This window comes from Streptomyces sp. NPDC033845 (assembly GCF_055576225.1).
Map to the genome: position 1 here is coordinate 399,564 of NZ_JBVIRI010000003.1, position 20,824 is coordinate 420,387.

22 protein-coding genes are annotated in these 20,824 nt (G+C 73.4%); 9 read left to right on the forward strand and 13 right to left on the reverse strand.

The features are described from left to right. Positions 1-179 precede the first annotated feature (179 nt). From ACZ50K_RS08845 to ACZ50K_RS08875, 7 genes are all read right to left on the reverse strand, one after another. A complete protein-coding gene (locus ACZ50K_RS08845) occupies positions 180-1,835 on the reverse strand; it encodes a dipeptide ABC transporter ATP-binding protein (RefSeq protein ID WP_468899357.1) in 1,656 nt (551 codons plus the stop codon). Further along, on the reverse strand, positions 1,832-2,821 hold the full coding sequence (locus tag ACZ50K_RS08850; RefSeq protein ID WP_468899359.1) for an ABC transporter permease: 990 nt from the start codon (positions 2,819-2,821) through the stop codon (positions 1,832-1,834). Before ACZ50K_RS08850 ends, ACZ50K_RS08845 begins: the two co-directional genes overlap by 4 nt. After that, entirely contained in the window at positions 2,818-3,807 is a 990-nt protein-coding gene (locus ACZ50K_RS08855) for an ABC transporter permease (protein WP_468899360.1), read from the reverse strand. Before ACZ50K_RS08855 ends, ACZ50K_RS08850 begins: the two co-directional genes overlap by 4 nt. Beyond that, complete coding sequence (locus ACZ50K_RS08860; protein WP_468899362.1) at positions 3,804-5,537, reverse strand: ABC transporter substrate-binding protein; 1,734 nt, start codon at positions 5,535-5,537, stop codon at positions 3,804-3,806. Before ACZ50K_RS08860 ends, ACZ50K_RS08855 begins: the two co-directional genes overlap by 4 nt. 157 nt (positions 5,538-5,694) lie before the next feature. Beyond that, positions 5,695-5,790, reverse strand: a complete 96-nt coding sequence (locus ACZ50K_RS08865; protein ID WP_468899364.1) for an Ms4533A family Cys-rich leader peptide — start codon at positions 5,788-5,790, stop codon at positions 5,695-5,697. Positions 5,791-5,883: 93 nt separating this feature from the next. Beyond that, entirely contained in the window at positions 5,884-7,326 is a 1,443-nt protein-coding gene (locus tag ACZ50K_RS08870; RefSeq protein WP_468899366.1) for a DUF3152 domain-containing protein, read from the reverse strand. A 7-nt stretch (positions 7,327-7,333) separates the two neighbouring features. Next, the gene (locus ACZ50K_RS08875) at positions 7,334-8,320 is read right to left on the reverse strand and encodes an alpha/beta fold hydrolase (RefSeq protein ID WP_468899368.1); all 987 of its coding nucleotides are present in this window, start codon (positions 8,318-8,320) and stop codon (positions 7,334-7,336) included. A gap of 146 nt (positions 8,321-8,466) precedes the next feature. Here ACZ50K_RS08875 and ACZ50K_RS08880 point away from each other — a divergent pair, with 146 nt between their 5' ends. From ACZ50K_RS08880 to ACZ50K_RS08895, 4 genes are all read left to right on the forward strand, one after another. Continuing rightward, positions 8,467-8,685 carry a hypothetical protein gene (locus ACZ50K_RS08880; protein WP_468899371.1) on the forward strand — a complete coding sequence of 73 codons (219 nt, stop codon included), beginning with the start codon at positions 8,467-8,469 and terminating at the stop codon, positions 8,683-8,685. Positions 8,686-8,837: 152 nt separating this feature from the next. After that, positions 8,838-9,479, forward strand: coding sequence for a TetR/AcrR family transcriptional regulator (locus tag ACZ50K_RS08885; protein ID WP_468899374.1), 642 nt, complete (start codon positions 8,838-8,840; stop codon positions 9,477-9,479). A gap of 128 nt (positions 9,480-9,607) precedes the next feature. Further along, positions 9,608-9,832: a DUF3107 domain-containing protein gene (locus ACZ50K_RS08890; RefSeq protein ID WP_468899377.1), complete on the forward strand. Its 225-nt coding sequence runs from the start codon at positions 9,608-9,610 to the stop codon at positions 9,830-9,832. A gap of 119 nt (positions 9,833-9,951) precedes the next feature. Further along, the gene (locus tag ACZ50K_RS08895) at positions 9,952-10,254 is read left to right on the forward strand and encodes a hypothetical protein (protein WP_468899379.1); all 303 of its coding nucleotides are present in this window, start codon (positions 9,952-9,954) and stop codon (positions 10,252-10,254) included. Between the two features lie 12 nt (positions 10,255-10,266). On the opposite strand, the gene ACZ50K_RS08900 is transcribed toward ACZ50K_RS08895, so the two are convergent. After that, positions 10,267-11,025, reverse strand: a complete 759-nt coding sequence (locus ACZ50K_RS08900) for a ferritin-like fold-containing protein (protein WP_468899382.1) — start codon at positions 11,023-11,025, stop codon at positions 10,267-10,269. 497 nt (positions 11,026-11,522) lie between these two features. Here ACZ50K_RS08900 and ACZ50K_RS08905 point away from each other — a divergent pair, with 497 nt between their 5' ends. The 3 genes from ACZ50K_RS08905 to ACZ50K_RS08915 all read left to right on the forward strand — a co-directional run bounded on the left by ACZ50K_RS08905 (position 11,523) and on the right by ACZ50K_RS08915 (position 14,887). Beyond that, entirely contained in the window at positions 11,523-13,625 is a 2,103-nt protein-coding gene (locus tag ACZ50K_RS08905) for a DEAD/DEAH box helicase (protein WP_468899384.1), read from the forward strand. 121 nt (positions 13,626-13,746) lie between these two features. Further along, the gene (locus ACZ50K_RS08910; protein ID WP_468899387.1) at positions 13,747-14,625 is read left to right on the forward strand and encodes an alpha/beta fold hydrolase; all 879 of its coding nucleotides are present in this window, start codon (positions 13,747-13,749) and stop codon (positions 14,623-14,625) included. A 109-nt stretch (positions 14,626-14,734) separates the two neighbouring features. Further along, complete coding sequence (locus ACZ50K_RS08915) at positions 14,735-14,887, forward strand: hypothetical protein (RefSeq protein ID WP_468899390.1); 153 nt, start codon at positions 14,735-14,737, stop codon at positions 14,885-14,887. Positions 14,888-14,972: 85 nt separating this feature from the next. On the opposite strand, the gene ACZ50K_RS08920 is transcribed toward ACZ50K_RS08915, so the two are convergent. The 4 genes from ACZ50K_RS08920 to ACZ50K_RS08935 form a co-directional block, all read right to left on the reverse strand. Next, positions 14,973-15,578, reverse strand: coding sequence for a MarC family protein (locus ACZ50K_RS08920; RefSeq protein ID WP_468899392.1), 606 nt, complete (start codon positions 15,576-15,578; stop codon positions 14,973-14,975). Positions 15,579-15,720: 142 nt separating this feature from the next. Then, positions 15,721-16,593, reverse strand: a complete 873-nt coding sequence (locus tag ACZ50K_RS08925) for a PHP domain-containing protein (protein WP_468899394.1) — start codon at positions 16,591-16,593, stop codon at positions 15,721-15,723. A 65-nt stretch (positions 16,594-16,658) separates the two neighbouring features. Then, positions 16,659-17,303 carry a DUF6758 family protein gene (locus tag ACZ50K_RS08930; RefSeq protein WP_468899397.1) on the reverse strand — a complete coding sequence of 215 codons (645 nt, stop codon included), beginning with the start codon at positions 17,301-17,303 and terminating at the stop codon, positions 16,659-16,661. 109 nt (positions 17,304-17,412) lie between these two features. Further along, positions 17,413-18,009, reverse strand: a complete 597-nt coding sequence (locus ACZ50K_RS08935; protein WP_468899399.1) for a suppressor of fused domain protein — start codon at positions 18,007-18,009, stop codon at positions 17,413-17,415. 284 nt (positions 18,010-18,293) lie between these two features. On the opposite strand from ACZ50K_RS08935, the gene ACZ50K_RS08940 reads away from it, so the two are divergent. Further along, the gene (locus ACZ50K_RS08940) at positions 18,294-19,412 is read left to right on the forward strand and encodes a magnesium and cobalt transport protein CorA (RefSeq protein ID WP_468899400.1); all 1,119 of its coding nucleotides are present in this window, start codon (positions 18,294-18,296) and stop codon (positions 19,410-19,412) included. Positions 19,413-19,443: 31 nt separating this feature from the next. Continuing rightward, positions 19,444-19,959 carry a hypothetical protein gene (locus ACZ50K_RS08945; RefSeq protein ID WP_468899403.1) on the forward strand — a complete coding sequence of 172 codons (516 nt, stop codon included), beginning with the start codon at positions 19,444-19,446 and terminating at the stop codon, positions 19,957-19,959. A 37-nt stretch (positions 19,960-19,996) separates the two neighbouring features. On the opposite strand, the gene ACZ50K_RS08950 is transcribed toward ACZ50K_RS08945, so the two are convergent. Then, entirely contained in the window at positions 19,997-20,809 is an 813-nt protein-coding gene (locus tag ACZ50K_RS08950) for a hypothetical protein (RefSeq protein ID WP_468899405.1), read from the reverse strand. Positions 20,810-20,824: the final 15 nt, after the last annotated feature.

Genomic DNA, 20,824 nt, shown 5'->3' on the forward strand with positions numbered 1-20,824 from the left:
ACCCCCGTCTTCAAAAACCCCCTAGCCGCCGGGGCCCCCCCCCGTTGGCCGCGGGGGCGCCCCCCGGCGGGGTAAAAACATCAGGGGGTGGGGGGGGGGGCGCGCGGGGGGGGGGCCCCCCCCGCCACCGGAAGGGGTGAAGAGTCGTAACTTTCCCGTGCGGGTGGCGTTCGACCCCGCTACGCGGGCACCGGCGGGGCGGCGGGCGACCGGCGGGCGGTGCGCCGTTCGGCGGCCCGGGCCGGGTCCGGGGAGGGCACCGCGGCGAGGAGTTCCCGGGTGTAGGGGTGGGCGGGCCGGTCGTAGACCTCCTCGGCCGTTCCCTCCTCGACGACCAGGCCGTGCCGCATCACGGCCACCCGGTCGCTGACCTGCCGGACCACCGCGAGGTCGTGGGCGATGAAGACCAGCGCCAGTCCGAGTTCCCGCTGGAGTCCGGAGAGCAGGGCCGTGACCTGGGCCTGGGTGGTGACGTCCAGGGCCGAGACGGGTTCGTCGCAGACGATCAGCCAGGGGTCCGGGGCGAGGGCGCGGGCGATGCCGACGCGCTGGCGCTGGCCGCCGCTGAACTCGTGCGGGTAGCGGCCGTGGTGCGCGGGGTCGAGGCCGACGCGTTCGAGGAGTCCGGCGACCTTGTCGCGGAGGGCGCGCTCGTCCCGTACTCCCGCGGCCCGGAGCGGGTCGGCGATGGACTCGCCGATGCTGCGCCGGGGGTTGAGGGAGGAGACGGGGTCCTGGAAGACCATCTGGGCGCCGGCCGGGATGCCGGTGACGTCCCGTCCGGCGTGCCGGATCCGGCCGGCGGTGGGGGCCAGCAGCCCGACCAGCATCCGGCCGAGGGTGGACTTGCCGCTGCCGGACTCCCCGACGATGCCGAGGGTCTCGCCGGCCCGGACGGTGAGGGAGACCCCGCCGACCGCGGTGACGGCCCGCCGGCCCCGCCCGAACTCCCGGCGCAGCCCGTCCGCCCGGATCACGGTGTCCCCGGGCGCACTCCCGCCCCCGGTGTCGGCGGCGCGCCGCCCGGGGGCGTCCAGTCTGGGGACGGCGGCCAGCAGGGCGGCGGTGTACGGGTGCGAGGGCGCGGCGAGCACCTCGGCGAGGGGGCCCCGCTCGACGGCCGTGCCGCCGCGCATCACCAGGATGTCCTCGGCGCTCTCGGCGGCCACGCCCACGTCGTGGGTGACGAGCAGCAGGCCGAGCCCGTGCTCGGTGCGCAGCCCGTGCAGCAGGTCCAGGATCTGGGCCTGGACGGTGACGTCGAGGGCGGTGGTGGGTTCGTCGGCGATCAGCAGCCGGGGTTCGCAGGACAGGGCCATGGCGATCAGGGCGCGCTGGCGCATGCCGCCGCTGAACTCGTGCGGCCGGGAGCGGGAGCGGCGGGCGGCGTCGGGGATGCCGACCCGGTCCAGGAGCTCGACGGCGCGGGTCCGGGCGGCCCGCCGGGTGGCGGTGGTGTGCACCCGGTACACCTCGGCGATCTGGTCTCCGACGGCCTGGTAGGGGTCGAGGGCGCTGAGCGGGTCCTGGAAGACCATGGCGGCGGTGCCGCCGCGCAGGGCGCGCAGTTCGGGGCCGGTGGCGGTGGCCACGTCGAGTCCGCCGACCCGGACGGTGCCGGTGATCCGGGCGCCGGTGCCCCGGTGGAGTCCGAGCAGGGCGGCGGCCGCGGTGGACTTGCCGCTGCCGGATTCGCCGACGAGGGCGAGGGCCCGGCCCGCGCCCAGGGTGAAGGAGAGTCCGTCGACGGCACGGACGTGTCCGGCGGGTCCGGCGACGGGGAACTCCACGGTGAGGTCGGTGACCCGGACCAGGGGTTCGGCGGACCCGGTCATGACAGTGCCACCCTTCGGTCGGCGAGGGCGTGCAGCAGATCGGCGACGATCCCGGCCAGGACCACGGCGAGCCCGATGACGAGGACGATGCCGACGACCACCGGCAGGTCGATGACCTTGACGGCGTCGATCAGGGATTTGCCGAGGCCAGGGATCCCGAAGAGGGTCTCGGTGAGCACGGCGCCGCCCATCATGGTGCCGAAATCGACGGCGCTGAGCGCGATCACCGGCGGGAGGGCGCCGCGCAGCGCGTGCCGGGTGACCACGGACCGCTCGGGGACCCCGTAGGCGCGGAAGGTCCGGATGTGGTCCTCGGCCAGCGTCTCAAGGGTGGAACTGCGGGTCAGCCGCGCGTACTTGGCGCTCTCGAAGAAGCCGAGGGTGATCCAGGGGAGCAGCATGTTCCAGGCCCACTGCTCGGGGTCCTCGCCGAGCGGGACGTAGGTCGGGAAGGGCAGCCACTGGAGGTGGGCGCAGACCAGCATGAGCAGCAGCAGCCCGAGGATGAACACGGGGGTGCCGGTGCCGGCCAGGGTGAGGACGGTGAGGGCGCGTTCGGTGGCCCCGCCCCGGCGGAGTGCGGAGAGCAGTCCGGTGCCGACGCCGATGACCAGCCAGATGGCGAGCGCTCCGGCGGCCAGCGAGAGGGTGGCGGGGATGCGGTCCAGGATCAGTTCGGTGACCTGCTGGTCGGACTGGTAGGAGAAGCCGAGGCAGGGGGCGTCGCAGTGCAGGATCGCGGTGCCGGAGGAGTAGTCCCGTCCGGCGAACAGGCCCTGGAGGAAGTGCAGGTACTGGGCGACGGTGGACTGGTCGAGTCCGAGCTGCTGCCGGACCTGGGCGATCTGCCGCGGGTCGCAGCGTTCTCCGCAGGCGAGCCGGGCGGGGTCGCCGGGGGCGAGGTAGAAGAGGGCGTAGACGAGGACGGACAGGGTGAGCAGCACGAGCAGTGCGTTGCCGGCCCGTTTGAGGAGGAAGCGGGTCACGCGGTGTGCTCCTTGGCGGTGCCGACCCGGAGGCGGGTGGCCTCGCGCGGGTCGAGGGCCGTGCGGACGGCGTCGCCGAGCACGGTGAAGGCGAGCACGGTGACGAAGAGGAGTCCGGCGGGCAGCAGGACGTACATGGGGTCGGCGCGGAACCAGGTCTGCGCGCTGGACAGCATCTGTCCCCAGGACGGGGTGGGGGGCTTGACGCCGACGCCGAGGAAGGACAGGGAGGCCTCGGTCACCATGTTGGTGGGCAGTTGGACGGCCGCGTACGTGATCACGGGCGCGGCCAGTGAGGGCAGCAGTTCGCGGCGGGCGATGCGCAGGGTGCCGTTGCCGGAGAGCCGGGCGGCGGACACGAAGTCGAGTTCGCGCAGGGTGAGGGTCTGGGCGCGGACCATGCGGGCGGTCGGTCCCCAGCCGAGCAGGCCGATGACCAGGATCAGCAGCAGCGGGCGGGGGAAGTCGGCGGGCACCACGGCGGTGAGGGAGATGCCGATGACCAGCATGGGCAGGGCGATCATCACATCGGTGAGCCAGCTGACCAGGAGGTCGGCGGTCCGGCTGCCGAGGGCGGCGGCGATGCCCGCGGTGAGGCCGAGGAGGATCTGGACGGCGGTGGCGCCGAGCGCCACGAGCAGGGAGATCCGGGCTCCGTGGGCGAGGCGGGTGAACAGGTCGCGGCCGGTGCCGGGTTCGACGCCGAGCCAGTGCTCGGCGGAGATCCCGCCGAGGGGCCCGAGGGGGACGCCGCCGCGAGCCGAGTCCACGAGCTCGTCGTGGTAGGCGTTGGGGTCCTGGCCGGTGAGCTGGGCGAGCAGGGGTGCGGCGGCGGCGATCAGGACCAGCAGGAGCAGGACGGCGGCGGCCGCGAGGGCGGAGGGCCGGCGGCGGAGGCGCCGGAGGGCGAGGCGGGCGGCGCCCGCGTCCGGGGAGGGTGCCCCGGACGCGGCCGCCGGTGCGGGCGGGGTGGAGAGGGAGGTCACTTGACCGCGACCTGCGAGATGTCGAGGACGCCGGTCCAGTCGCTGATGACCACGTTCTTGACGTCCTTGCCGACCAGCCGCTTGTAGACCGGGTGGAACAGCGGTACGTCCAGCGCGAGTTCGCCGATCTTCTTGTCCAGTGCGCCCCAGCGCCTGCCGGCCGCGGCGAGGTCGGTGAGCTTGTTGATCGCGTCGATCTCGTTGTTGACGGCGGGGTCGTTCAGCTGCGCGTGGTTGTAGTTGGAGCCGTTGGTGACGATCTGTCGGCCGTCGAAGATCGGGGCCAGGAAGGGGCCGCCGGAGGGCCAGTCGGCGCCCCAGCGGGAGAGGAAGAAGCCGGGGGTGTTCTTGGCGTCCCAGCGGCGCTCGTTGAACGCGTTGTTCTCCAGGCCCTCCAGCTTGACGGTGATCCCGGCGGCGGCGAGGGCCTGCTGTACGGCGGTGGCGACCTCGGGGCTGGTCTGCCGGTTCTGGGCGGTGGAGTGGGTGAGGGTGACGGTCAGCCCGTTCGGGTGGCCGGCCTCGGCGAGGAGCTGCCTGGCCTTGACCGGGTCACCGGTCTTCCCGGCCGGGAAGTGGTCGTACGGGGTGTACCCGAAGGCCTCCTTCTCGGGCAGGAAGGTGGTGGCGGGCTCGGCGAGGGCGGAGCCGCCGGCCGCGTTGACCACGCTGGTGCGGTTGATCGCGTAGGAGACGGCCTGGCGGACCTTCGGGTTGTCGAAGGGGGCGACCTTGGGGTTGAAGGCCAGGTAGTTGACGTAGCCGAAGCGGCCGGTGCCGACGCGGGCGGCGAGTTCCTTGTTGCCGCCGATCTGGGCGAGTTCGGCGGGGCCGAGGTTGGTGTCGGTGGTGATGGCGGCGGCGTCGGCGCCGGTGCTGGTGGACAGCCGCTGGTTGATGACCGCGGAGTCGAGGCCGGAGCGGACCTCGATGGTGTCCGGGTAGGCCTTGCGCTCCGCGTCGGTCCTCTCGTCCCAGTGCGGGTTGCGCTCCAGGGTGAGGTGCTCGCCGTCGTTCTGGTTGCGGACCACCTTGTAGGGGCCGGAGGAGACGGGGTGCTCCTCGTACTTCGCGCCGGTGTCCTTGGCCTTGGGCACGGGGGCGAACTGGGTCTGGGTGGCGACGTAGGGGAACTCGCCCTCCGGCTTGCGGAGCTTGAAGACGATGGTCCTCGCGTCGGGCACCACGATGGAGGCGAGGCCCTTGCCGCCGTCCTTGTAGGGGCCCTGGTAGCTCTCGCCGCCGACCAGCCAGTCGCGCAGATAGGGGGCGCCGCCGGACAGTTCCGCGGCGAAGGAGCGCTCGATGCCGTACTTGACGTCGGCGCTGGTGATCGGGGTGCCGTCCTCGAACTTCAGCCCGTCCTTGAGCGTGTACGTCCACTCGGTGGCGTCGGCGTTGGGCCGGCCGGTGTCGGTGGCGAGGTCGGGGACCACCTCGGTGCCGGCGGCGCCGTTCTCCCGGTTGCGGGTGGTGAGGGTGCGGAACACCAGCGAGGGAACGTTTCCGCCGCCGGAGGTGTAGAGCCGGGCCGGGTCGAAGTCGGTCTGCGGCTCGGAGTTCAGGACGGTCAGCGTGCCGCCCTTGCCGGGCGCCGCACCGGCGGTACCGGGCTTGCCGGCGTCCTTGGCCGCGCCGTCCTCGGGGCCGCAGGCCACGGCGCCCCCGGCCAGTACGAGGCTGACGGAGACCGCGGCCATGCGGCGCGATGTGCGGGACTGACGGAACATCGGGAAGGACCTCTCGGCGAGAAGGGAAAACGGAACGGTAAATTCCACGCCGGGGTCGGGGCATCAGGGGAGCAGGACGCCGCGCCCGGACATGGACATGCCCGGGCGCGGCGGAAAGCAGGGAGGAGGACCTGTCGGCGCGCGCCAGCGGGCGGCGTCAGCGACAGAGGATGTCGGCCACGCTGTGCGCGGCCACACCGAGCAGCGCCAGCTCGATGGCGGCGCTCGCGTTCACGGTGTGGAGGTGCGACATGCGGAGAACCATGTCCGACCATCGGACCGGTTGTCAATGCGCCGAACTGACGCCACGTCAGCCGTCATGTCAGCCGTCGTGTCAGCTGACATGTCAACTACCCGGATACACCCACGGGTTGGGCTTGCAGGGGATCCCGTACAGCTCCAGGGACTTGGTCTGCTGCTGCATGATCGGCGCCGGTTCGCCGGGGGTCCGGCAGCTGATGTGGCCGTTGCCGAGCCGGTGGCCGACCTCGTGGTTGATCAGCATCTGCCGGTACGCGAACATCGCGTGCGGGCCGTAGGTGTGCGAGCCCTGGGCCCACCGGTAGGCGTTGATCATCACCCGGTCGGTGGAGGCCGAATCGCAGGACACGTTGTCGATGGTGGTGTCCAGACCCGACTTGGCGCACCACTCCCCGGTGGTCCCCGGACTGGCCAGGGTGATCACGAAGTCGACCTCCCCGGAGGGCACCCGCTCGAAGGTGCGGGCCCCGCCGTGCGCCCAGCTGCGGTCGTCGTTCAGGGTGCGCTGCACCGCGTCGGCGAACAGCTGCCCGTCCAGGCCCAGCCCCTGCTCCACGTCCACCCGGTAGCGCACCAGCTCGCCCTTGCCGGGGGCCTTGGCCAGGCCCTGGACGGTGTCGAAGGTGCCCGGACCGGCGAGTTCGGGGTCGATGGGGAGCTGCTCGGCCATCCGCTGCTCGTACGTCTTCGGCAGCGCCGCGAGGACGGTCGGCCGGGGGGCCTGCACCTCGGGGGCCGGCCGGTCGTCGGACCGGGAGGCGGCGGACTGCCCCGGGGCGGACCGGCTGACCTCCTCCCCGCCGGCGCCCGCGCGGGCCTTGGCGTCCTCGTCGCCCGCGACCTGCCCGGCCACCACCACGGCGAGCACGGTGGTGATCACGGCCGCGGCCATCCCGGTGTACGTCCGCACCTTGACGCCGCGCCCGGCCGGCACGGGCACGGGCACCGGCACGGCCTCGGGCGCGCCCGCGGCGTGGCCGCGCTCCGAGGCGAAGCCCGCGTCCCGGGCGGAGCCGGAGTCCGTGGCGAAGCCCGGGGTCGGGGCCGGGGGGTGTGGGGCGGCCGCGCCGCGGGGGGCGGCGGGGGCCGGAGGGGCGGGTGGGCCGGAGGGGCGGGTGCGGGGGACGCCGCGCCAGTCGCCGTAGACCTCGCCCGCCGCCGAACCGGCGCCCGCTCCGGCGCCCCAGGCGCCGCCCGGCTCGCGGAGCTCGGGGTGCCCCGAGCGCACGCCGCCGCCCGCCCCGGCCGGGGCGGACCGGCCCGCGTCCGGACGCGGCACGGCATGCCCGCCCGCGTCCCGGCGCGGCACGGCGTGCCCGGACGTGGTCGGGCCGGGGCCCGTCAGTGGCTGGCCGTAGCCCTGGTGGATCACGGTCGGTTCCGGCCGGCGCCGCCGGGCCGAAGGGTCCGCGGCCGGACCGGTGCCCATCGGCGGTATGTCCGGGACACCGGCGGGCGGTACGGGCAGTGCGGGCGCCACGGCGGCCGCCGGTTCCGCGGCGGAGGCCTTGCGGCTGTGTCGTCCCACGAAATCCTCAGCCTCTGCCGTCGGTGTCTTCGCCGCGCTCCGGCGACTCCCGCAGGAAGTCCCGGAAGGCCCCGGCCAGGAGCTCCGGGTATTCCATCATCGCCACGTGGCCCGCCTCGGGCAGGGTCAGCAGCCGGGAGCCGCGGAAGGCCGCGGCCGCCCTGCGGGCCATGCGGTAGGAGACGAGCCGGTCCCGGCCACCGTAGACCAGGAGGGTCGGCGCGAGGACCCGCTGGGCCTGCCGCCACAGTCCGTGTTCACCGCCGAGGGTGTAGGCGTCGACGATGCCGCGCGCGGAGCGGGACATCGCCTCCCAGAAGTAGGGCAGCGCCATCCTCCGCTCCATCTCCTCGACGGCGTCCCGGAAGGCCTCCGGTGTCACCCGTCCGGGGTCCCCGTAGCAGAGGCCGAGTACCCCGCGGGTGCGCTGTTCGGCGCCCAGGCCCCGGGTGAGCCGGCCGATCAGCGCGGCCGCGCCCGGTACCGCCAGCAGCGCCGTGGGGACGGCGGTCCGCTGCACCCTGAGCTCGGGCAGGGCCGGGGAGACCAGGGTGAGGGTGCGGACCAGGTCGGGGCGGACCGCGGCGACCCGGGTGGCGACGGCCCCGCCGAGGGAGTTCCCGATCAGGTGGACCGGGCCGCGGCCGTCGGCGTCGAGGTACCGGATCACCGCCCTGGCAAGGGCGGTGACGGAATAGTCGCGATCGACGGGCGGCGGGGAGGCGCCGAAGCCCGGCAGGTCGACGGCCTCGGCGTCGACGGTGTCCTGGAGCTCCCGCATCATCGACGACCAGTTCAGCGAGGAGCCGCCGAGCCCGTGGACGAACAACGCGCGGGGCAGGCCCGGGCGGGCGGGCGGCCGGGACCGGACGTTGAGCGTCAGACCGGGCAGTGCCACCTCGCGCAGCCGCTCGCCGTCGGTCACCCGGACCGCCCCGCCCTGGGGGGAGGTCCCGGCGGCGGACCGTACACCGGGCAGCTCGGTCGAAGACATGGCGCCAATGTTACGAGACGATCACGCGCCGATCCGTGTGTCCGCGGTCACAAGTCCGCGTAGCGCCGCACCCCCCGTCCCCCTAGGCTCGTAGGCAAGGAGAGCGACAGGGGGACGGAACGGGGCAAGGAGACGAGGGGAGCCGCATGAGTGTCGACCCAGCGGAGCCGGAGACCTTCCGGGACCAGTTCCGGGAGGCGCTTGACCCGGAGGCCCCCGAAGCGGACGCCTCCGAACAGCAGACCGACATCACCCCCACCGAGGACGATCCGCTCACCGGCCGGGAACGGCCGGGCGAGGCCGCGGAGGGGGACGCCGCCGAACAGGCCCGGGTCGTCGCCCTGGACGAGGACGACTACCGCTGATCTCCGCCGCCCGAACCACGGGCGCTGACCAGCGCTAAGGGCGTCCGTACCGCGAGAAATCTCGGTCCGGACCCTCCAGATTCGGTTACCGAAAAGTACGATGGCGGCGCGGCGCACAGCGCACTGTGTTCTTAGAGAAAGTGGGAGGCGGCGTGACAGCCATCGAGCAGACCGAGGCGGCGCGCCCGCGGGGCACGCGACTGCCGCGCCGAGCCCGACGCAACCAGCTGCTGGGCGCGGCCCAGGAGGTGTTCGTCGCCCAGGGGTACCACGCGGCCGCGATGGACGACATCGCCGAGCGCGCCGGAGTCAGCAAGCCGGTGCTCTACCAGCACTTCCCCGGCAAGCTCGACCTCTACCTGGCCCTGCTGGACCAGCACTGCGAGGCCCTGCTGCTGGCGGTGCGCGGGGCGCTGGCCTCCACCAGCGACAACAAGCTGCGGGTGGCCGCGACCATGGACGCCTACTTCGCGTACGTGGAGGACGAGGGCGGCGCGTTCCGGCTGGTCTTCGAGTCCGACCTGACCAACGAGCCGGCCGTCCGCGAGCGGGTCGACCGGGTGTCCCTGCAGTGCGCCGAGGCGATCTCGGAGGTCATCGCCGAGGACACCGGCCTGTCGAAGGACGAGTCGATGCTGCTCGCCGTGGGCCTGGGCGGGGTGTCCCAGGTGGTCGCCCGCTACTGGCTGTCCAGCGAGAGCCCGGTGGCCCGGGAGACGGCTGTGGGCCTGCTGACCTCGCTGGCCTGGCGGGGCATCGCCGGCTTCCCGCTGCACGGCACCGACCAGCACTGATGTCCGGTATCCGGCGCTGTTCGCTGCGAGCATGCGCCGGGTACGCCGTCCGGGTCCTCCCGCCCGGCTAATGTGTCCGGTGTACGGCGCGGTGAACGCGCGACCCGGAGACGTCGGAGGGACAAGCCGTGGAGGTCAAGATCGGCGTGCAGCACGCACCCCGGGAGATCGTGCTGGAGACCGAACTGAGCGCCGAGGAGCTTGAGAGCACCGTCGCCGACGCGCTCACGGGCAAGACGCAGCTGCTCACCCTGACGGACGCCAAGGGCCGCCGGGTCCTGGTGCCCACGGACCGGCTGTCCTACGTCGACATCGGCGAGCCGACCGCCCGCAAGGTCGGGTTCGGCGCCTGAGAGCACGCACAGCATGAGGAGACGGCCCGCCGGGGGTGACCCGCCGGGCCGTTTCCGTTGCTTCCGCTTCGGGTAGGAGCGGCTGTGACCCGGTATCCCGGACCCGTGGGAGGAACCACATGCTGCTGATGGAAGCGCTCGGCTCGGCCCTGGTGGGTCTCGCCCTGTCCGCCGCGGCTGTCAGACTCCTCGGCGGCCGGCTGCCCGCTCCGCGCCTGGTGCTGGTCAGCGGCCTGCTGGGGGCCCTGTTCGGGGCCTGGCTGACGCATTACGCGCTGGGCCCGGGGCACAATACGCCGATCGCGACCCTCGGTGGAGCCCTGCTGGTGTCCGCGGTGGTGCTGTCGCTGCTGCTGCGTCCGGCCGGGCGCTCCGGGAGGCCCGCCCGCCGGGCTCCGTTTTCGGTCCCGACGGGCGGATGACTGAAGGCCCGCTCAGGCGGCCAGTCCGAGGGCGGCCATCCGCTTGGTGTGCGCCTTGGTGATCCGGGTGAACATCTCGCCGACGGCCGCCAGGTCGAAACCGGCCGCCATCCCGTCCACCCCGCCGACCAGCATGGTGGAGAGGGCGTCACGCTCCGCGACCACCCGCTGGGCCTGCGAGAGGGCCTCGCCCATCAGCCGGCGCGCCCACAGGGCCAGCCGGCCGCCGACCCGGGGGTCGGCCTCGATGGCGGCCCGCACCTTCTCCACGGCGAAGTTGCCGTGCCCGGTGTCGTCGAGCACCCCGAGCACCAGGGCGCGGGTGTCGGTGTCCAGGTGGGTGGCCACCTCGCGGTAGAAGTCGCTGGCGATGGAATCGCCGACGTAGGCCTTGACCAGACCCTCCAGCCAGTCGGAGGGGGCGGTCTGCCGGTGGAAGTCGTCCACGCCCTTGGCGAACGGCTCCATGGCGGCGGTGGGCTCGGCGTCGACCGCCGCGAGCCGGTCGCGCAGCCGCTCGAAGTGGTGGAATTCGGCGGAGGCCATCTTTGCCAGCTCCGCCTTGTCGGCGAGGGTGGGCGCCATTTTCGCGTCCTCGGCCAGTCGCTCGAACGCCGCGAGTTCTCCGTACGCGAGTGCGCCGAGCAGATCCACCACGGCCGCCCGGTACTGCGGGGACCCGGAGGCGTCCGCCCAGTTCTGGGCGGCGATCCCGACGGGACCGGACTCGGCGGCTGCCACGGGCGGCGATGCATTTTCTTCGGTCGACATGCTCCGCACAATAGCCCGCCAAAAGCCCCCCGGAACCACCCGCCCGACCCGTTCCGCCCCGCCCTTCCGGCAGGCCGCGGACCCTCCCGTCGGAGCCGACCCGGTGAATTCACCCGACACAGCTGCGCGATTCCGGGGTACAGTGGTATTGCGCCTGCCGATTCTCGGTGGGCCATCCGAATGCGGATGCCCGGTCGGTGGCCCGATCGGCTCCAACCGACCGCCCTCGGTGTTGGTGTGCACGTCCAAGCGTGCCGCCTCCCACGAGGGGCCCCCTCAGCGGCTAGAGCGCTTGAGCGAAGGCAGTGGTCCCGCGCAGCTTCGTACGTACACGGCAAGTACTGCAAGCCAGGCACGGTACGACCCCCCTCGCCGCCTCGGCCGCGTCTCACAGAAGAGGCAGCACCCTGACTACGTTCCGAGACCTCGGGATCTATCCCGAGACCGCCGAAGCCCTGGAAGCCGTCGGCATCGTGTCCCCCTTCCCGATCCAGGAGATGACCCTCCCCGTCGCCCTTTCCGGCACGGACGTCATCGGCCAGGCCAAGACCGGCACCGGCAAGACGCTCGGTTTCGGCCTCCCCCTGCTGGAGCGGGTCACCGTCCCCGCGGACGTCGAGGCAGGCCGGGCCACCCCCGCGCAGCTGACCGACGCCCCGCAGGCCCTCGTGGTGGTTCCGACCCGCGAGCTGTGCACCCAGGTCACCAACGACCTCCTGCAGGCCGGCAAGGTCCGCAACGTCCGCGTCCTGGCCATATACGGCGGCCGCGCGTACGAGCCGCAGGTCGAGGCGCTCAAGAAGGGCGTCGACATCATCGTCGGCACCCCCGGCCGGCTGCTGGACCTCGCGGGCCAGCGCAAGCTCGACCTCTCCCACATCCGGGCCCTGGTCCTGGACGAGGCCGACGAGATGCTCGACCTGGGCTTCCTGCCCGACGTCGAGAAGATCATCAACTATCTGCCGCCGAAGCGTCAGACCATGCTGTTCTCGGCGACCATGCCGGGCGCGGTCATCGGGCTGGCCCGCCGGTACATGACACAGCCGACGCACATCCGCGCCACCTCCCCCGAGGGCGAGGGCGTGACCGTCGCCAACATCAAGCAGCACGTCTTCCGCGCGCACAACATGGACAAGCCGGAGCTGGTCTCCCGGATCCTGCAGGCCGAGGGCCGCGGACTGGCGATGATCTTCTGCCGGACCAAGCGCACGGCCGCCGACATCGCCGAGCAGCTGGAGAAGCGCGGCTTCGCCTCCGGCGCGGTCCACGGCGACCTGGGCCAGGGCGCCCGCGAGCAGGCGCTGCGCGCCTTCCGCAACGGCAAGGTCGACGTCCTGGTGTGCACCGACGTGGCCGCCCGCGGCATCGACGTCGAGGGCGTGACCCACGTCATCAACTACCAGACGCCGGAGGACGAGAAGACCTTCCTGCACCGGGTGGGCCGCACCGGCCGCGCGGGCAACAAGGGCATCGCCGTCACCCTGGTGGACTGGGACGACATCCCGCGCTGGCAGCTGATCAACAAGGCGCTGGAGCTGGACTTCCACGACCCGGTCGAGACGTACTCCACGTCCCCGCACCTGTTCGAGGAGATGAACATCCCGGCCGGCACCAAGGGCATCCTGCCGCGTGCCGAGCGCACCCGGGCCGGTCTGAAGGCCGAGGACGTCGAGGACCTGGGCGAGACCGGCGGCCGCGGTGGCCGCGGCGGTCGCGGTCCGGCCGCCGCCGCCGTGGTGACGGAGGAGCGCCCGGCGCGCACCCGTACGCCGCGCCAGCGCCGCCGGACCCGTGGCGGGTCCGAGCTGTCCGAGGCCGCGGAGACCGCCGGGGCGGCCGCCCCGGCCGCTCCGGCCGTCGAGACCCCGGCCGCCGAGGCCCCGGAGGTGCGCAAGCCGCGTCGCCGCCGGACCCGGTCCAGCGCGCCGGTCACGGTCGCCGCCCCGGTCACCCCGGTGACCCCGGTCCCCGAGGCCGCCCCTGTGGCCGCTCCGGTCGCCGAGGCCCCGGCCCCGGTGGCTCCGGCCGCCGAGGCCCCCGCCGTCGAGGAGGCGCCGGCCAGGCCGCGCCGCACCCGCGCCCGTAAGGCCGCCGAGGCCGCGGAGGCCCCGGTCGAGCTGGTCCCGGTGGCCGCCGAGGCCCCGGTCCGGGTCCGGCGTCCCCGCAAGGTGGCCGTCTCCGACACCCCGGAGCCCGACTTCCAGATGGCTCCGCCGGTGGAGCCGGTACGGGCCCGTCGGGTCGCCCGGCCCCGCAAGGCCGTCGCGGCCGCCCCGGTGACCCCGGTCGCCGAGACGGTCGTGGTCGAGGTCCCGGCCGTCGAGGAGGCGCCGGCCAAGCCGCGCCGCACCCGCGCCCGCAAGACCGCGGCCGTGGCGGAGGCCCCGGTGACCGAGGCCGTGGTGACCGAGGCCGTGGTGGCCGAGGCTCCCGTGGCCGAGGAGGCGCCGGTGAAGCCGCGCCGCACCCGGGCCCCGCGCAAGACGGCCGCCGCCCCGGTGGCCGAGGCCCCGGTGGCCGAGGCCCCGGTGGCCGAGGAGGCGCCGGCCAAGCCGCGCCGCACCCGGACCCGCAAGGCCGCCGAGGCTCCCGAGGCCTAGCCCCGGGGCGCTCCGGCGCACCGCACGACCTGAAAGGCCCGGCCCTCCCCCGTGGAGGTGCCGGGCCTTCGGTGTTCCCGGTGGGGGCCGCCGGAGGCGACCGGCCAGTAACGTGGCGGGCATGAGCAAGCCGCCGCGCCTGACGCTGCCCCCGTGCGCCCGTGCCCGCCGTCTGTCGACCGCCCGCGGCGAGTTCGCCGTGCACGAGGCGGGCAGCCCGGAGCGCGGCACCGCCCTGCTGGTTCCCGGGTACACCGGCAGCAAGGAGGACTTCATCGGCCTGCTGGAGCCGCTGGCCGATGCCGGCTACCGGGTGCTCGCGGTGGACGGGCGAGGCCAGTACGAGAGCCCGGGGCCGCGCGAGGAGTCGGCGTACGAGCTGGCGGAGCTGGCCCGCGATCTGCTGGCGCAGGCCGCCGCGGCGGGCGGGCCGGTGCATCTGGTGGGGCATTCCCTGGGTGGTCTGGTCTCCCGGGCGGCGGTGCTCCGGGACCCGGGACCGTTCCTCAGCCTGACCCTGATGAGCAGCGGGCCGGCGGCGATCTGCGAGGAGCAGCAGGCCCGGACCAAGCTGCTGGTGGCGGCTCTGGAGACGATGCGGGAGGACATGCCCGCGGTGTGGGAGGCGATGCGGGCGGCGGATCCGGCGGACGCCGTGCCGGATCCGGCGGGGCTCGCGGCGTTCCTGCGCGGGCGCTGGCTGGCGACCGTGCCCGAGCAGTTGATCGCCACCGGGCGGATCCTGCTCTCCGAGCCGGACCGGGTGGCGGAGCTGGCCCGGACGGCGCTGCCGAAGCTGGTGCTGTCCGGGGAGGTGGACCACGCCTGGCCGGTGCCGCTGATGGACGGGATGGCCCGGCTGCTGGGTGCACGGCGGGTGGTGGTGGCGGGCGCCGAGCACTCGCCGAACGCCGAGGACCCGGTGGCGACGGCCGCCGCGCTGGCCTCGTTCTGGTCGGCCGCGGAGGTGGTCCCGGGGGCGGTCCCGGGAACCGCCTGACCAGCAGATCTTTAGGCTGTGAAAAAATTTCCTTAGCGTAGGGAATGTTTGCCCCCTACACTTCGTTGGACCCAGTGCAAGGAGAGAACACCGACGAAGGGAGAAGCCGATGCGCTTCGAGATTCTGCGCCTGGACGATGTCGACGGAAACGCCGTGGACAGCACCGTCGTGGACGCGGCCTCCGTCAACCGGATCGTGCAACAGGCCGCAGCGATCGGCCAGCGCATCCTGATCCGACCGGCCGAGACGGCGTCCTCCTGAGCCTGCCGATACGCCGAAGGCCCCCGCACCCGACGATTCGGTGCGGGGGCCTTCGCGTGCCAGGGCCGGGTCAGGCGGAGCCGGGTCAGGCGGAGTGGATCACCTGGAGCACGCCGTTGATGATCTGCTGCACGGCGATCGCGGACAGCATCATGCCCGCCAGCCGGGTCACCAGGACCACACCGCCGTCCCGGATCACCCGGATGATCACCAGCGAGTACCGCATGACCAGCCACAGCACCAGGTGCATGGCGATGATCGCGCTCCACACCGAGACCTGACCGGAAACCCCGTCGGCCTTCTGGACCGCCAGGATCACCGACACGATCGCGCCCGGCCCGGCCAGCAGCGGCATCCCCAGCGGCACCAGGGCGACGTTCACGTCCTTGGTCTGCTTGGGCTCGTCGGTCTTGCCGGTCAACAGGTCCAGCGCGATCAGGAGCAGCAGCAGACCGCCCGCGATCATCAGGGCCGGCACCGAGACGTGCAGGTAGTCGAGGATCTGCTGACCGCAGAGACCGAACACCGCGATCACGCCGAACGCCACGCAGACGGCCTGCCAGGCCATCCGGCGCTGCACCTTGGCGGGCCGCCCCGAGGTCAGCGCGAGGAAGATCGGAGTGATTCCCGGGGGGTCCATAATCACGAAAAGGGTGAGAAAGAGGGATCCGAAGACGGCGAAGTCGAACACAGAGATGCCTTGCAGGAGTGGTCGTACACAACAGGGGGCGCGCGGTCCCGGCCGTGGCCGGGCGCGCGGAAGACCGGTCCTCGGGACCGGCCGGAAGAAAAAGGAAGAGGGGAAGCGGGGAGCGGGGGCGGGGGTGCCCCGGCTACTCGGGGCGTCCGCCCGCGCCCGGCACCGGGAAGGCGCCGGTGGCCCGCCGGGTGATCTCGCCGTAGATCTCGGGGTCGGTGGTGTACTCCCCGAGCCGGCAGGTCTTGCGGCTGCCGTGGTAGTCGCTGGAGCCGGTGGTCAGCAGTCCCAGCTCGCCCGCCAGCACGCGCAGCCGGGCCCGGGTCGCGGTGTCGTGGTCCATGTGGTCGACCTCGATCCCGTCCAGACCCGCGGCCGCCAGCTCGGCTATCACCTGGTCCGTGACACACCGGCCCCGCTTGACCGCGGCCGGATGGGCGAAGACGGTGACCCCGCCGGCCGCCTTCACCAGACGGACCGCCTCGAAGGGGTCCAGCTCGTGCTTCTCGGCGTGCGCCCGGCCGCCGTCGGCCAGCCACTGCGGGGTGAAGGCGTCCGAGACGCTCGCCACCACGCCCAGCTCCACCAGCGCGGTCGCGATGTGCGGCCGCCCCACGGAGCCCCCGCCGGCGATCCGGGCCACCTGCTCCCAGCTGACCGGCACCCCCAGCTCCCGCAGCTTGGCCACCATCGCCCGGGCGCGCGGGATCCGGTCGTCGCGGACAAGCTCCCGCTCCCGGGCGAACACCGGCTCCTCGGGGTCGAAGAGATAGGCCAGCACGTGCATCCCGACACCGTCCAGCCGGCAGGACAGCTCGGCACCGGTGACCAGGGAGAACCCGGTCGGCAGCGCGGCCGTCGCGGCGATGGCCTCGGCATGCCCGCGCACCGTGTCGTGATCGGTCAGCGCCACCACGTCCAGGCCCGCGGCGGCCGCCTGGCGGACCAGCTGCGCGGGGGTGTCCGTACCGTCGGAGGCCGAGGAGTGGGTGTGCAGGTCGATGCGCACAGCACGGCTCCCGGGGCAGGACGGACGAAAGGGGACACCCCAGGGTACCCGGGCCGGGCCGTGGATCAGTCGACGGCCAGGATGCGCGGGCTCAGCGCCCCGCAGGGCAGCAGCTCCACCTCGGCCCCCGCGTCACGGAGGTCCGTCAGCACCAGCTCGTCGTACATCAGCAGGCCGGACTGCTCCGGCCACACCACCGCCCACAGCCACAGCCCGCGCGCCTCGCCGGCGAACACCGCCCGGTCGTCGGGGGTACCGGACACGTGCCACAGCGGGGTGGGCCGGCCGGCCGCGGTCACCTTGGCGTGCGGCGGACCGGCCATGTCCAGTCCGGCACCGGGATCGGGGCCGTCGATGCCCGCGTACCGGGCGCCGAGCCCCACACCGAGCTCCTCGGCGATCAGCACCAGCTCCCCGATGCCGCCGAGCGGGCCGGGGCCCGTGCAGGCCACCGCGGTGGCCCGGCCCCCGCTGCGGTCGTCACCGGCCGAAGCGACCCCGGTGAACAGCCAGCCGACCGGGAGCGGCCACGGCATCCACACCGGCACCCGGGCCCGGGCCGCCACCACGCCGAGACCCTCGACACTGGGCGGGATCACGGGTTGCAGGGGGTGGACGGTGCCGTGCGCAGCGCACTGCCAGGAGTCGGCGAAAAGACCGGGCGCCCTGACCCGGCCACCGCACTTCGGGCAACTCGGTTCGCCCCTCATGGGAAGCCACGTTCCTCCCCGCGCGGGGCCGCGTCAAGGGACGATCACCCGTCCGGATGCCATCCGTCCCCCCGCGGGCGGCGGGCCCCCTCGGAAGGGGCCGCCGCGGTCAGTCGAGGGCCACCGCCACCCGGCGCGGATCGCGCAGGTCGGTGCCCCGGGCCAGCCAGCGCTCCTGGAGCGCCGCCGCCCCGTGCACCCGCTTCCAGGCCGCCTCGTTCGCGGTCATCGGCAGCAGCGGAAGGAAACGCACCGGCTCCATCGGCTCCGCCAGCTCCAGGTCCTCGACCAGCCCGCCCGGCTCGGCGACCAGCACCGATCCGAACGGCGCCCCGGGCCACAGCGGTTCGCCCAGGTCCAGGGAGGCGCCGGGGGCCACCACCAGCCCCTCCACCTGGGGGCTGGAGGCCAGCACGGCCAGCGGGCGCAGCACCTTGTCGGTCTCGGCCAGCCCGGCCCGCACGGTCAGCAGCAGTTCGGCCCGCGGCCCCCGCAGCGGGTCCGCGAGCACCGCGGTCGGGTCGGCCATCGGCTGCGCGGACATCCCGAGGGTGGCGTAACGGACCAGTTCGCCGCCGGTGTCGGAGCCGCGGAACCGGAGCACCTCGATGCGGTCGGTGCCGAGGAAGGTGACGGCGGCGCGGGCATCGGGTTCGCCGAGCGCGGTGCGGAGCCGGGCTTCGACACGTGCCAGAAGATCTCCCATGGAACGAGCATAGAACTCATATGAGGCGGGTAAAGCCAAGGTTTTGACCATCAGTCGGCTGATACTGTTGACCGCTGGACAGGACATCTGGACAGGACATCCCCCACGGGGGACCGGCCGGAGGAGGTGGGGCTGCGGTGGATCGAAGTCGATCGTGCAGTACCGGCACCAGCCAACCTCCCCGTCGTCCTGTTCCTTCCGCCCGTCGCCGGTAGCCGAAGAGCACCGCGCCCCGCGGAGGGCCTCCCACCCGTACGGCCCGCAGCCGTGCGAAGGAGCCTGCCATGTCGATGATCCGCGACCTGCGTGCGGCCGTGCGCCCCTCGCTGCGCAAGTCCAATCCCGTACAGCCCGGCTACGACAGCACCCGTGACCACTCGGCGAGCAGCGCGGTCGTGGACTGCGCCGTGTACCGGGACGGCCGCCGGCTGCCGCGCACCGCCTGTCCCACCCCGCGTGCCGCGATGCGCGAGGTCCGCCGGGACGGCGGGTTCACCTGGATCGGCCTGCACGAGCCCACCGAGGCCGAGTTCGCCGGGATCGCCGCCGAGTTCGGGCTGCACCCGCTGGCCGTGGAGGACGCGGTGCACGCGCACCAGCGGCCCAAGCTGGAGCGCTACGACGACACCCTGTTCGCGGTGTTCAAGACCATCCACTACGTGGAGCACGCCGAACTCACCGCCACCAGCGAGGTGGTGGAGACCGGCGAGGTGATGTGCTTCACCGGCCGGGACTTCGTGATCACCGTCCGGCACGGCGGCCAGGGCTCCCTCAAGGGCCTGCGGCACCGGCTGGAGGACGAGCCCGAGCTGCTGGCCAAGGGGCCCTCCTCGGTGCTGCACTCGATCGCGGACCACGTGGTCGACGGCTACATCGCGGTGGCGGCGGCGGTGCAGGACGACATCGACCTGGTGGAGAGCGAGGTGTTCGCGGTCCCGGCCGGGAAGGGCGGGCCGCGCGGCGCGGACGCGGGCCGGATCTACCAGCTCAAGCGCGAGGTCCTGGAGTTCAAGCGGGCGGTGTCCCCGCTGCTGCGGCCGATGGAGCTGCTCAGCGAGCGGCCGATGCGGCTGGTGGACCCGGACATCCAGAAGTACTTCCGGGACGTGGCCGACCACCTGGCCCGGGTGCACGAGCAGGTCATCGGCTTCGACGAGCTCCTGAACTCGATCCTCCAGGCGAACCTGGCGCAGGCCACGGTCGCGCAGAACGAGGACATGCGCAAGATCACCTCATGGGCGGCCATCATCGCCGTGCCCACGATGATCTGCGGGGTGTACGGGATGAACTTCGAGCACATGCCCGAGCTCCAGTGGAAGTACGGCTATCCGATGGTGATGGTCACCATCGTCGGCATCTGCTTCACCATCCACCGGGCCCTCCGGCGCAACGGCTGGTTGTAGGCGGCCGCGGCGCCCCCTCTACCCTGTGGCCATGACTATCGGCACGCTCGAACAGGCCCTCGTCGAGGAGGCCACCAAGAAGTCCGGGCTCATCTGGGTCCGCGGCACCGGGCCCGACCGCGCCCTGTGGCACGCCTGGGTGGACGGCGCCGCCCACGTCCTGGGCGACGGTCCCGGGGAGCAGCCGTTCCCGGGGCTGGTGGACGGGGGCACCGCCGAGGTGACCGTGCGCAGCAAGGACAAGGGCGGACGGCTGGTGGCCTGGACCGCCCGGGTGCGGGAGCTGGCTCCGGAGGGCGAGGCCTGGGCCGCCGCCGCGGCCGAGCTGAAGACGAAGCGGCTGAACGCGCCGGACTCCGAGGAGATGACGGGGCGGTGGGCGCGTGAGTGCCGGCTGCTGCGGCTTGAGCCGGAGTCCGTGCGGACGGAGCTGCCGGACGGTTCGCTGGCGGCGCCGCCGCTGCCCTCGCCGGTGACCACCCGGCGGCCGGTGCCGGCGGCGCTGCCCAAGCTGCTGCTGAAGCGGAAGAAGCGGGCCGGGAAGTAGGCCGGGCGGGCGGCGGCCCCCGGGCGTCGCGGTCCGGTCAGCCCTGGCTGGGGTCGAAGCCCGAGCCGGAGCCCGAGCCGGAGCCCGAGCCGCTGCCCGTCCCGGAGCCCTGGCTGCCCGAGCCCCTGGTGGTGGGCAGCTGGGAGCCGTAGTCCACGGTCTGCTCCTCCGGCGGGGCCTCGATCTGGAAGCGGGTCCCCCAGTCGGCGAGTTCCACCGCCCCGGCGCCGCCGGCCCGCTCCATCCGCAGCGGGTAGGGGGTGCCCTCCAGGGAGACGGCGAGCCGGCCGCCGGCCCCCTTCTCCGAGACGACCTGGATCGTCCTGGTGTGCCCCACCTTGCTGTAGGCGCCCTTGTCGAGGGTGCCCTCCAGGCCGAGCAGTCCGTCCAGCAGCACGTTCATGTCGGTGAACCCGCGCAGCTGCTTGTAGGAGGGGTCGCCCTCGGGCACCTTCACGAACTTGTCGCCGAGCTTCCCGGCGGCCTCGGAGTCCCCCCAGAAGGCCGCGTCGGCCTTCAGGAACAGCTCCTCGCCCACCCGGAGCAGCTCGAAGGTGTTCTCCTGGGACTTCACCTCTCCGGAGCCGCCGTCGGACCTCAGGCGCATGTCCAGGGTGAAGGTCTTGCCGCCGGTGACCACCGTGCCGGACAGCCGGACCGAGTCGGCCGTCCGCGCCGCGGCGCGGGCCTTGTCCTCGATCTGCTGGGCGGGCAGCTTCCCGACCCCGTTGGTCCCCTTGTCCGGATCCTCGCCGCCGCCACAGGCCGTTGCGGTGACGGCGAGGCCGACGCAGAGGGCTCCGGCGCCGGCGGCCCGGCGGATCCGGGCGGCGGGGGAAGGGGCGGTCACGGGCGGATGCCTCTC